We start from the raw sequence: 11,859 nt of genomic DNA, 5'->3' as shown, positions 1-11,859 counted from the left end.
GGCAGGACGGCGCCCGCCGTGTTCACGGCCTCGAACCCGCCCCAGGCGAGCAGCGGTCCGGCCAGCGCGGCCGACGCGGCGCCGAAGTAGTTCATCAGCGCGTCCGTCGCGCCCTGCAGCGGCAGCTTCACCTGCGGCTCCGCGACGGACGCCAGCACCGCCGACGACGCGATCACGCACGCCGACCAGCCGAGGCCGAGCAGCACGAGCGCGACGGCCGTGAGCACCTCCGCGTCGAGGGCCGGGGCGGCGGCGCCGCCGTGCCCGGCGTGCTCCCCGCCGGCCGGCATGCCCGCCGTCGACCCCGCGGCCAGGGTCGCCGCCAGGAACCCGAGCGCCACGGCCGCACCCTGCAGCACCATGCCGCCGACGGCGACGCGCAGCGGGCCGAACCGGTCGGCCAGCCACCCGAACACCGGGCTGAACGCGAACATCCCCAGCACGTGCAGGCTGATGACGACGCCCACGAGCTGCAGCGACATCCCGCCGTGCTGCATGTGCACCGGCGTCATCACCATCACCATGATCATCACGCCGTGCGCCACGGCCGTGGTGACCACGGCGAACCGCGCCCGCGGGTGCGCCCAGGCCCACCGCAGCGCGGCGAGCGCACCGGTGCGCCGGGGTTCGGCGCGCTTGTCCCCGTGTCCCTGCCCGACGGCGCCCGCGGGCACCACCCGTCCCGCCACGCCGCCCGCGGGGTCCCGGTAGAGGCTCACGAGCAGCAGGCCGGCCAGCAGGTAGGCGACGATCGAGAACAGGTAGGGGCCGCCGAGGTCGGGCACGCCGAGCCCGGAGCCGACCACCGCGCCGGGCGCCGCGACGTTGGGCCCCACCACGGAGCCCACGGTCGTGGACCAGAGGACCACCGACATGGTGCGGGCGCGTGTGCCGGAGCCCACGTTGTCGGCCGCGGCGTAGCGGGACTGCAGGTTGGTCGCGTTCGCGACGCCGTAGAGCATGAGACCCACGAGCAGCACGACGAGCTGCCCCAGCACCGCCGCCGTCACGATGAGCAGCGCGCCGACCGTCGACAGGGCGTAGCCGAGCGACAGGGCCCACCGGCGTCCGCGGAGCTGGGCGAGCGTCGCCAGCGGGATGGAGGCGACCGCCGCGGCGAGCACACCGACCGCCTGGGCGAGCCCGGCCATCGAGGTGCCGCCCAGACTCTCCGCGAGCAGCGCGCCGACGGCGGCCCCGGAGGCCACTCCGACCCCGGCCAGGAGGTTGCTGAACACCAGGACGACGAGGTTTCGGCGGGCGTGCGGCGGATTCTCCACGATTTCCTCTCATTGGCCGATCCGTGCCGAACGGTAGACCGCTCTGGGTTGCGGAAGTCATCGGATAGTGCGGGGTGACACTGCCTCGGGGGGCCTCATGCCCTCGTCGTCCACAGGTTCGTACACAGGTTCGTGTCCTCTGTGAGCAGAAAGTTACCCACGACTCGCCGCAGAAGTGCCTGTTCTCCGCGAATTCCTGCCGATCTGCTGGCAGTATGGGGCCTCGTCGTCGGGCGGGTACCGCCGCACGACGTGACCGAAGAAGGGAAACGCATGTCGCTCAACAAGTCCGAGCTCGTCTCGGCCATCGCCAGCAAGGCCGAGATCAACAAGACCGAGGCCGAGGCCGCGCTCAACGCCTTCCAGGAGGTGCTGATCGAGTCGCTCGCCAAGGGTGAGGCCGTCAAGGTGACCGGCTTCCTGTCGGCCGAGCGCGTCGAGCGCGCCGCCCGCACGGGCCGCAACCCGCGCACCGGCGAGGAGATCTCGATCCCGGCGAACTTCGGTGTCAAGATCAGCGCCGGCTCGCTGCTGAAGAAGGCCGTCGCCAAGTGACGCTTCGCCGCTGAGCTCCTCAGCGACGCGAAGGCCCGGTCCCCCTCGGGGGACCGGGCTTTCGCATGTCCGGGCTCAGAGGTCGCCCTTGCGCTCCAGGTACCGCATCGCAACCCAGCCCAGCGGCACCCGGCCCCAGTAGGTGCACAGGCGGTACAGGATCGTCGCGGAGAACGCGATGGTGGCCGGCACCCCCGCGGCCGTCAGACCGGCCGTCAGGGCGCCCTCCACGCCGCCGAGGCCGCCCGGCGTCGGGATGAGCGCGCCCAGGGCGTTGCCGACCAGGTTGACCAGGGCGATGTCGACGAGCGAGAGCGTCTCCCCGAACGCGGCGAGACAGCACCACAGGCCCACGATGTAGCCGAGCGTCATGATCAGGTTGCCCGCCACGCCCAGCGCCAGGCGGCCGGGATGGCTCAGCATCTGGGCCAGCCGCGGCCACACCTGGCGCAGCCGCGGCCCGATGAAGCCCACGCCCCAGCGCCGCACCGGCGGCACCAGCAGCGTCGCGACCACGGCCGTCGCGATGCCCGCCAGCGTGATCAGCACGGCGGGCGACGGCAGCTCCACGAGCGCGCCCGAGCCCGTGAAGACCGACAGCGCCACCAGCAGCAGCACCGTGACCACGAACTGCGAGACCTGCACGAGCGCGACGGTGGCCACGGCCATCGACATGGACACGCCGCGCTGGGTCAGGAGCCGCAGGTTCAGCGCGGCCGGGCCGATTCCCGCGGGCGCCGCCAGCGCCACGAACGACCCGGCGGCGGCCGTCAGGGTGGCCCGCCCGATCGGCACGCGCGCCGGGGAGAACGCCACGAGCGTCAGGCCCGCGCCGAACCAGGTGATGAGGGCCAGCGCGAACGCCACCGCCACCCACCACGGGTTCGCCGAGCGGACGGCCTCGGCGATCTCGTCGAAGTTGATGGTCGTGACGATCACGGCCACGGCGACGATGGCGACCGTGGTGGTCAGGACCGTGCGTGCGCTGAACCGCGAGATGCGCTGCGGCTGCACGCTCGCCTCGGGCAGCCGCTCCACCAGGGCGTTGCGCAGCTCGCCCATGAGGCCCTTCGCGCGGCGCACCTCCTCGCGGGTGGTCCGCGGCAGCGCGATGGTCTGGATCAGCGGCCCGATGGCGGCGATGTCGGCGTCGGGCAGGGCGCGCACCGCGGCGGCGACGGCGCGGCGCGGGCCCACCCGCAGCCCGGTCAGCGCGAGCATCTGCACCAGGTCCAGGCGGCGCGACAGCGGCGACGACGCGATGTCGCCCTGCTCCCAGCCGGTGATCCACACGTGCGCGCGGCCGTCGTGGTCCCGCTGGGTCAGCAGGACGTCCTGCGTCAGGGCGCGGTGCGTCAGGCCCACGGCGTGCGCACGGCCGAGCTGGTCCCACGCCTCGGCGAGCACGTCGTCGTGCACGTCCTCGTCGGGCACGTCGCGCAGCGAGACCGACTGCGTGGCGTGCTCCAGGACGAGCGCGATCGAGTCGCCGAACTCGCCGATGCCCAGCAGCCGCGGCGTGCGGACGCCGGCGGCGGTCGCGGCGTACGACAGCAGCGCGGTGCGCTCCGCGACGGCCTTGAGCGAGATCGCGGCCCGGCCCTCGATGCCGCGCAGCCGCAGGGCCCGCCACAGCCGCGTGATGAGGCCGACCACCTGCCGGTCGCCGTCCAGCACCAGGACGTCGCGGCGCACGCCGTCGTCGCTGTACAGGGCGTACACGCGGTTGTCGCCGGCCCGGCCCAGGGCGAGCGCGGCCGCGTCGTCCGGCACGCCGTGCTCGACGGCGAGCGCGGACGCGAGCACGGGGGTGGCGGCGTCGTCCTGGCCGGCGCCCTGGCCGCCGTCGGACAGGGCGCGCACGCGCGCCAGCGAGATCGGTGCGAACCCGGCGCGCCGCACGGCCGTGACCAGGTCGGACCCGTAGGCGCGCTCGCTGCGGATGCCCGACACGTACTGCACGGTCGAGCCCGCCAGGCGGCCCAGCAGCAGCGCGACCAGCGTGCCCGGCAGCGACACCTGCCCCGTGATCAGCACGATCAGCAGGGCCAGGAACATCAGGTTCCACGAGATGCGGACGGTACGACGCCGCGTGGCCGGCCCGGCCACCGTGAGCATCGCTGTGAGCGCCACGGCGAACTCCGGGATGGTCAGCACGTAGCCGGTGCCGCGCTCCCACACCGACATGCCGCGCACCAGCTCGTCCGAGCCCAGGTGGCGCACCAGGAACGTGGTGAGCACGCCGATCAGCAGCCCGAGGACGCCGGCGGCGATGGACTCGACGATCTGCCGGCCCAGCCGCCGCACGCCGAGCTCGATCATCACGGCCACCGGGGCGAACAGGATGACCAGGCCCTGCAGCACCGCGACCGGCACGAACAGGATCGCCGCCAGCAGGTCGTTGAAGCTCCGGACGTCCTCGGTGACGCCCGCCGTGGTGCCGTGCGCGACGACCGACAGGACCATCACGCCCGCCGTCCCCAGGGCGCACGCGATCATCCAGACCAGCGCGCGGGGGTGGCGTACGCGGTCCTCCGGGGTGTCGACGACCCGGACCAGGCCGCTCTCGAAGGGCATCGCCTCCGGTCCGCCGGACACTTCGGCACCGGGGTCAGCCCGGCCGGTGCGCGAGTTGGACATGCTCGCGATTCTAGAGCCGTTGAGGCTCGCTTGACCGGAGAGTCGCTACCGCGCCCGGAATATCCGGGTCAGGTCGACGGCGTCCCCAGCGTCCGTCCGGTCATCCTCACCGGATCCCGAGTGCCTCACGCCACTCGGCGGGCACGAGCGCGTAGCCCACGAACGCGACGATGTCGAGCAGCGTGTGCGCCACCACGAGCGGGATGATCCGGCGCCGTCCCCCGGGCTGGAACCGGGGCGAGGTGTAGAACCACGAGAACACGACGCCCATCACGACGTTGCCGATGAACGGCCCGATGCCCTGGTAGAGGTGGTACGAGCCGCGCAGGAGCGAGCTGGCGACGATGAACTTCACGCGGTTCCAGCCCAGGTCCCGCGTGCGCTCGTACAGGTAGCTCACGGCGATGACCTCCTCCAGGAGGCCGTTCTGGAACGCGCTGAGCAGCAGCACCGGCACCGTCCACCAGTACGCGTCCAGGGCGCTGGCCTGCACCTCCACGGTGATGCCGACCGCGCGCCCCAGGGCGTAGAAGGCCAGGCCGGGGATGCCGATCGTGGCCGCCAGCGCGACGCCCCACCCGAGGTCGCGCCACGGGCGCGATCCGTCCAGGCCGAGGCTGCGTGTCACGCTGCGCCCGTTCGCGCTGAGCAGGTACAGGACCAGGGCCACCGGCACCAGGGCGAACCCGATGCTCAGCACCTGGTAGACGAGGTCGAGGTACGGGCGCTCGGACTGGCTCGCGTTGAGCGTGGCGGTCTGCTCGCCGAGCGGCGTCCCCGCCGTCAGCCGGGCCACGATGTTGACCAGCGCGTACACGCCGGACTGGCCCAGGCTCAGCCCGAGCACTATCCACACCTCGGCGATGGTGCGGCGACGGGAGAGGGGCGGCTCGGTCACGGTCACGCTCCGGAACCTACCCCGCGTGGCCGGCAGTCCGGCAGCCGGCCACGCGAGAGGTCAGCGGTTCGACGCCCGCCGCACGAAGTCCGCGAGGTCCGCCGACTGGGCGACCCGCGACTCGGGGTGGATGTACATCATGTGGCCCGCCGGGTAGACGCGGGTCTCGATGCGCTCGCGATAGGACGCCGGGACCGCCATCTGGTCGAGGCTGTACTCGATGGCCTCGACCGGCACGCCGCCGTCGTACCGGCCCATGGCGATGTGCACCTGGAGGTGCGGGTTCAGGATCATCGCCGTGGCCAGCTTGTCGGCGACGTCGACGGCCTTGCCCTCGAACTCCTTGTACGACCACGGGTGCACGTGGCGCGAGAGCACCTCGTAGATCGCGTCGTGCTCGTACCCGAGCTCGCCGCGCAGGTAGTGGTGCAGCGCCGCCGTGTACGGGCCGGAGGTGGCGGTGAGGAACGGGTCGTACGGCATCTGCTCGTGGATGTAGTGGTCCGCCGGGCCGGTGAACCGGGTGTCGAGGCGGCCGGTGACCAGGCGGCGCGCGCGCAGCAGCTCGGCGTAGACCCGGGTGTGCTCCAGGCGCAGGTTGGCGCGGTCCACGTAGTCCTCGCTCAGCCCGGTCAGGGAGGCGATCTTCGCGACGGCGGCCGCGCGCTCGTCGTCGGGCACGCGCGCCCCGCGGGCCAGCACGGAGGCGTAGGTCTCGGCCCAGTCCTTGGCCTCGGCCACGACGTCGTCGAGCGCCCGGTCGCCGAGCAGGCCGTGGTAGTGCGCCGTCGCCGCGTAGACCGGCAGGAACAGCGGGTGCGGCAGGTTGGAGTGCTCGCCGTCGAACAGCGCCTCCATGTTGAGCGCCGGGGCCACCAGCATGACGCCGTTGAGGAACATGCCGAACCGCGTCTGCAGGTACTCGGCCAGCGCGGCGCCGCGCGTGCCGCCGTAGGACTCGCCGATCAGGAACTTGGGGCTCATCCACCGGTCGTTCCGGCTCGTCCACAGGCGGATGATCTCGCCGACGGACTCGATGTCGCCCGTGAACCCGTGGAAGGGCTTGGCCTGCTCGCCCTCGGTGGCGCGCGAGAACCCCGTGGAGACGGGGTCGATGAACACCAGGTCGGAGACGCGCAGCAGGGTCTCCGGGTTGTCGATCAGGCCGTACGGCGGCGCGGTCAGGTCGCCGACGTCGCCGGAGTCGACCCGGCGCGGGCCCAGCACGCCCAGGTGCAGCCATACCGACGACGAGCCCGGGCCGCCGTTGAACGCGAACGTCACCGGGCGCCGCGTCACGTCGGCGTCGTCCAGCGTGTAGTAGGTGATCGAGACCTCGGCCTTGGGCTTGCGGCCGTCGTACTTCTCGTCCTTGACGGACTCCTGGCGCAGCACGACCCGGCCGGTCGTGGCGGAGTAGGCGAGGTCGCCCTCGGGGGTGTGCAGGGTGTGCCGCGTGGTGACCAGGTCGTCGGCGGGCTCCGGCTTCTTTGCCGGGCTCCCCTCCGACGCCGGCTTGGTCGCCTCGGGCTGTTCGGTGCTGGTGCGCTTCTCGTCGGTCACCTGGGGAACCTATCCCGGCCCTCCTCTTCGAGACCCAGGCTTTCTTCGCTTTGATCCGGCTCAAAGCGAAGAAAACCTGGGTCTCGAAAGGGGCGGCGAGAGCGGGGTCCAAAAACCCCTTGCGCGCCTCCCCTGCGATCCGGCAAACTGGTTTGCAGTACAAACCAGTTTGAGAGGCGAGGCGATGACCATGGCTACCGACCCGAACGCGGGGCTCGACCCCGCCGAGACGCTGCGCCTGATCCGGCAGCACCAGGAGGCGGCCCGCGACGCCACGGAGCCCGACGGGCGCCTGCTGTTCGGCGCGTGGGGCCTGGCCTGGGTGATCGGGTACCTGGCCATGTGGACGACGGCCCGCGAGACGGGTTCGCCCGCGCCGTGGGCCGCGTGGGTGTTCGCCTGCTGCATCGCGGGCGCGACCACCTTCACGATCGTGCACAGCATCACCCGGACCGCGGGCACCCGGGGCGCGAGCGCCCGGATCGGCGCGCTGTACGGCTGGACCTGGTTCCTCGCGTTCACCGCGCTCGGTGTCGTGCTGGGCGCGATGGGCAACGCCGGGGCGTCGCCCGAGATCATGGCCATCGCCGCGAACGGCTTCGCCTGCGTCATCGTCGGCCTGATGTACATCGCCGGCGGGCTCCTCTTCGAGGAGAACCGTATGGCCCTGGTCGGCGGCTGGATGCTGGTCGCCGCGGTGCTCGCGGCCTTCGCGGGGATGCCCGCCACCTACCTGGTGATGGCCGTGGCGGGCGGCGGCGGGTTCCTGGTCATGGCCGGGGTGGAGCAGGTGCTCCGGGCGCGGCGCCGATCGGAGGGCGGTGTGCGGCGTGCCTGAGGACCTCGATCCGGTCATCCACGCCCCCGCGCGGCTGCGCGTCGTGGCCTCCCTCGCGGCCCTGGGCCGCGGCGACGAGGTCGCCTTCCCCAAGCTGCGCAAGCTGCTCGACATGACCGCCGGCAACCTGTCGACCCACCTGCGCAAGCTGGAGGACGCCGGGTACGTACGGGTCACCAAGACGCACGAGGGCAGGACGCCTGCGACGTACCTCGCCCTCACCGAAACCGGCCGCACCGCGTTCGCGGACTACCAGGCGGCACTGATGGATCTTCTGAAGGGAGCGCAGTCATGAGTGCGGTAGAGGTCAGCGGGGTGACCAGGCGCTTCGGCGCCGTGGTGGCCCTCGACGACGTCTCGCTGGAGGTGGGGCAAGGCGAGCTGGTCGGTCTGCTCGGCCCCAACGGGGCCGGCAAGTCCACGCTGCTGTCGCTGGTCAGCGGCCAGCGGCGGCCCGACACCGGGATCGTGCGCCTGAACGGTCACGACCCACGGGACGCCCGGGCGCGGACGCTGCTCGGCCTGACCCCGCAGGAGACCGGCCTGCCCGCGACACTGCGGGTGCGTGAGGTGGTCGACTTCGTGGGCGGCCACTACCCCGACCCGGTGCCGACGGGCGAGCTGCTGGAGCAGTTCGGCCTCGCCGACCTGGGCAAGCGGCAGACCGGTTCGCTGTCCGGCGGGCAGAAGCGGCGTCTTGCCGTGGCGCTGTCGCTGGTCGGCCGGCCGCGCGTGGTCCTGCTCGACGAGCCCACCACCGGCCTCGACGTGTCCGGCCGCAACGCGCTGTGGGACGCCATCCGGGAGTACCACGCGAGCGGCGGCACCGTGCTGCTCACCTCCCACTACCTGGAGGAGGTGCAGGCGCTCGCCGAGCGCGTCGTCGTCATCGACCACGGGACCGTGCTCGCCGACGACTCCCTCGAGACCATCCTCGGCCAGGTCGGTGCGCGCCGGGTCCAGTTCACGGACGCGGAGGGGACGCGGCAGGAGCACCTCGTCGCCGACTCCGACGCCTTCGTGCGCGACCTCGTCCGCGCCGGTACCGAGTTCCGGGACCTGGAGATCCGGGGCGCGTCCCTGGAGGAGGCGTTCGGCCAGCTCGTCGACGCCACGAACGAAGGAGCCGTGCGATGAGCGCGACCACGAGCACCACCGGCACCGAGGTCGCCGGCCCCGCCCCGCAGACCCGGTCGTTCTGGGTGCTGTCCTGGCTGCACCTCAAGTACCAGTTCCTGGAGACCGTCCGGGTCCCCATCGCGGTGCTCGGGAACGTGCTGTTCCCGTCGCTGGCGATGGCCTTCTTCGTGGTGCCGCAGGAGGCCGTGGCGGGCAACCCCCTGTACGCGACGATCGCCATCGCCGGCCTCGGGCTGTTCGCGATCTGCTCCGCCAGCCTCTTCACCTATGGCCTGGGCGTCGCGGAGGACCGGCAGCTGCCGTTCTACCCGTTCCTGCGCTCGCTGCCCGCCGGCCCCGGGCCGCAGATGGTGGCGCGCGTGCTCAACGGCGGCATCTTCTCGCTGTTCGGCCTGCTGCCGCTGATCCTCATCGGCTGGCTGTTCACGGCGGCCGCCCTGACGCTCGGGCAGCTGCTCGCCGGCATCGGGACCATCCTGGCGGTCTCCGTCCCGTTCGTGCTGCTCGGCATGGCCATCGGCTACAAGCTGTCGGCCAAGGCCGCGCTGCCCGTGGTGCAGGTCATCCTGTTCCCGCTGGCCTTCGCCGGCGGCCTGTTCCTGCCGCCTGAGATGTTCCCCGGCTGGCTGGACGCGATCTCGAAGGCCACCCCCACCCGGGCCGGCCGGGACCTGCTGGTCCAGGCGACCACGGGCCTGGACGCGTACGCGCTCGCGCTCCCGGTGCTGGCCGGGTGGACCCTGCTGTTCGCGGTGCTGGCGATCCTGGCCTACCGCAGCGACGAGGGGCGCCGCTTCCGCTGACCCGGGATCACGAGGCACGGCGCAGGCGGAGCGAGTTCGCCACCACCAGGACCGAGCTCGCCGCCATCGCCCCGCCCGCGATCATCGGGCTGAGCAGCCCGGCCGCCGCCAGCGGGAGCGCCGCGACGTTGTACGCGAACGCCCAGAACAGGTTCTGCTTGATCACCCGCAGGGTCTTCCGGGACAGGCGGACGGCGCTCGCGGCGGCCCGCAGGTCGCCCCGGACCAGCGTGATGTCGCCGGCCTCGATCGCCACGTCGGTGCCGGTGCCCATCGCGAGGCCCAGGTCGGCGGTGGCCAGGGCGGCGGCGTCGTTCACGCCGTCGCCCACCATCGCCACGGTGCGGCCCTCGGCCTGCAGCCGGGCCACCACCGCGGCCTTGTCGGCGGGCAGCACCCGCGAGATCACGTCCTCCTGCGGGATGCCCACGGCCCGGGCGGCGACGCGGGCCGCGCCCGCCGAGTCGCCGGTCAGCAGGTAGGGGCGCAGGCCCAGCCCGGTCAGCTCGGCGACGGCCTCGGCCGACGTCGCCTTGGCCGGGTCGCGCAGTGCGATCACGCCGCCCGCGGCCCCGTTCCAGGCGACGGCCACGGCGGTCGCCCCGGCCTCCTCCTGCTGCCCGACGGCGGAGCGCACCTCCGCGGAGACCGTCACCCCCTGCCCGGCCAGCCAGTCCGGGCGGCCCACCAGCACGCGCCGGGTGTTCAGCGCGCCGTCCGGCGTCAGCCCCGCGTGCGCCCGCCGGACCAGGCCCTCGACGCCCCCGCCCGGGTGCGCCACGAAGCCCGTGACCTCCAGGGGCGTCTCGGGGTCCGGGTCGGCGGCGGCCCGGCCCGCGGCCGCGACGGCCCGCGCGATCGGGTGCTCGCTGAGCGCCTCGACGGCGGCTGCGTACCGCAGTACCTCCGGGGCGTTGGTGAGGTGGTTCGCGTCGTCGGCGGCCGCGTGCCCGCCGCCGGCCATCGCGGGGCTCCGGTCGGGGCTCCACACGTCCACCACGCGCATCCGGCCCTCGGTGACCGTGCCGGTCTTGTCGAGCACCACGGTGTCCACCCGGCGCGTGCTCTCCAGGATCTCCGGCCCGCGGATCAGCACGCCGAGCTGGGCGCCGCGGCCCGTGCCGACCAGGATGGCCGTGGGCGTGGCCAGCCCCAGCGCGCACGGGCAGGCGATGATCAGCACCGCGACGGCGGCGGTGAAGGCGGCCTCGACGTCGCCGGTCAGGGCGAGCCAGCCCGCCAGGGTCAGCACGGCCAGCACCAGCACCACCGGCACGAACACCGCCGAGATGCGGTCGGCGAGCCGCGCCACGGGGGCCTTGCCCGTCTGTGCCTGCGCCACGAGCCGCCCGATGCGGGCGAGCATCGTGTCCTCGCCCACGCGGGTCGCGCGCACCAGCAGGTGCCCCGACATGCTCACCGTGCCGCCCACGACGTCGTCCCCGGCGGTCACGTCCACGGGGACGGGCTCGCCGGTGACCAGGGAGGTGTCGAGCGCCGAGGCGCCCTCCACCACCGTGCCGTCCGTGGCGACCGTGCCGCCCGGGCGCACCGCGAACACGTCCCCCACCTGCAGCGCGGCCACCGGCACCGCGGTGGTGCGCCAGCCGCCGTCCGGCACGCGCAGGGGCGTGCCGTCCGGGCCGAGCGCGATGCGCTCGGCGTCCTTGGCGCCCAGGCTGAGCAGGGCGCGCAGGGCGTCGCCCGCGCGGCGCCGCGACCGGTGCTCGGCGTACCGGCCGGCCAGCAGGAACGTGGTGACCACCGCGCCGACCTCGAAGTACAGCGCCGGGCCCATGCTGTGCTGCGCGGGCCGGAGGGAGTCGGCCACCAGGACCCAGAGGGACCACAGGGTCGCCGCGACCACGCCGATCGAGACCAGCGTGTCCATCGTGGAGCTCGCGTGCCGGGCCGCCCGGAACGCGGCGGCGTGGAACGGCCAGGCGCCCCACACCACGACGGGCAGCGCCAGCGCGGCGACCAGCCACTCGCTGCCCGGGAAGGACAGCCCGGGCACCATCGACAGCAGCAGCACCGGGACGGTGAGCACGGCCGAGACGCGCAGGCGGCGGAGCAGGTCCTCGCCGCGGTATCCGTCGCCGGGGGCGGATACCGCGCCGGGCCCGGCGGACTCCTCCGCGC

Annotated in this window: 10 protein-coding genes; 5 read left to right on the top strand and 5 right to left on the bottom strand. The window is 73.4% G+C overall.

What is annotated here, in order from left to right; all coding sequences use genetic code 11:
* The coding region (locus ACFU5G_RS25600; protein WP_377251168.1) for an MFS transporter at positions 1-1,280 on the bottom strand (1,280 nt) is incomplete at its 3' end.
* A 273-nt stretch (positions 1,281-1,553) separates the two neighbouring features.
* Here ACFU5G_RS25600 and ACFU5G_RS25595 point away from each other — a divergent pair.
* Entirely contained in the window at positions 1,554-1,835 is a 282-nt protein-coding gene (locus ACFU5G_RS25595; protein ID WP_020015632.1) for an HU family DNA-binding protein, read from the top strand.
* A 75-nt stretch (positions 1,836-1,910) separates the two neighbouring features.
* Here ACFU5G_RS25595 and ACFU5G_RS25590 read toward each other — a convergent pair whose 3' ends face one another.
* The 3 genes from ACFU5G_RS25590 to ACFU5G_RS25580 form a co-directional block, all read right to left on the bottom strand.
* Positions 1,911-4,412 carry a flippase-like domain-containing protein gene (locus tag ACFU5G_RS25590; RefSeq protein ID WP_377251170.1) on the bottom strand — a complete coding sequence of 834 codons (2,502 nt, stop codon included), beginning with the start codon at positions 4,410-4,412 and terminating at the stop codon, positions 1,911-1,913.
* A gap of 169 nt (positions 4,413-4,581) precedes the next feature.
* Positions 4,582-5,379: a CPBP family intramembrane glutamic endopeptidase gene (locus ACFU5G_RS25585; protein WP_377251166.1), complete on the bottom strand. Its 798-nt coding sequence runs from the start codon at positions 5,377-5,379 to the stop codon at positions 4,582-4,584.
* 54 nt (positions 5,380-5,433) lie between these two features.
* Positions 5,434-6,936, bottom strand: a complete 1,503-nt coding sequence (locus ACFU5G_RS25580) for a S10 family peptidase (protein WP_377251164.1) — start codon at positions 6,934-6,936, stop codon at positions 5,434-5,436.
* Positions 6,937-7,126: 190 nt separating this feature from the next.
* Between ACFU5G_RS25580 and ACFU5G_RS25575 the strand changes: the two genes are divergently transcribed.
* Genes ACFU5G_RS25575 through ACFU5G_RS25560 form a run of 4 tightly spaced genes read left to right on the top strand, consistent with a single transcriptional unit; the run spans position 7,127 to position 9,717 of the window.
* Positions 7,127-7,774: a hypothetical protein gene (locus ACFU5G_RS25575; RefSeq protein WP_377251162.1), complete on the top strand. Its 648-nt coding sequence runs from the start codon at positions 7,127-7,129 to the stop codon at positions 7,772-7,774.
* The gene (locus ACFU5G_RS25570) at positions 7,767-8,069 is read left to right on the top strand and encodes a transcriptional regulator (RefSeq protein WP_121385927.1); all 303 of its coding nucleotides are present in this window, start codon (positions 7,767-7,769) and stop codon (positions 8,067-8,069) included. The genes ACFU5G_RS25575 and ACFU5G_RS25570 overlap by 8 nt, the downstream gene beginning before the upstream one ends.
* Positions 8,066-8,911: an ABC transporter ATP-binding protein gene (locus ACFU5G_RS25565; RefSeq protein WP_377251160.1), complete on the top strand. Its 846-nt coding sequence runs from the start codon at positions 8,066-8,068 to the stop codon at positions 8,909-8,911. Before ACFU5G_RS25570 ends, ACFU5G_RS25565 begins: the two co-directional genes overlap by 4 nt.
* Entirely contained in the window at positions 8,908-9,717 is an 810-nt protein-coding gene (locus tag ACFU5G_RS25560; protein WP_377251158.1) for an ABC transporter permease, read from the top strand. Before ACFU5G_RS25565 ends, ACFU5G_RS25560 begins: the two co-directional genes overlap by 4 nt.
* A gap of 7 nt (positions 9,718-9,724) precedes the next feature.
* Here ACFU5G_RS25560 and ACFU5G_RS25555 read toward each other — a convergent pair.
* Positions 9,725-11,859: heavy metal translocating P-type ATPase (locus tag ACFU5G_RS25555; protein WP_377251156.1), on the bottom strand; the 2,135-nt coding region annotated here is incomplete at its 5' end.

Source organism: Promicromonospora sp. NPDC057488 (genome assembly GCF_042802395.1).
Taxonomy (GTDB): domain Bacteria; phylum Actinomycetota; class Actinomycetes; order Actinomycetales; family Cellulomonadaceae; genus Promicromonospora.
This window is presented reverse-complemented; position numbering and strand designations above follow the sequence as displayed.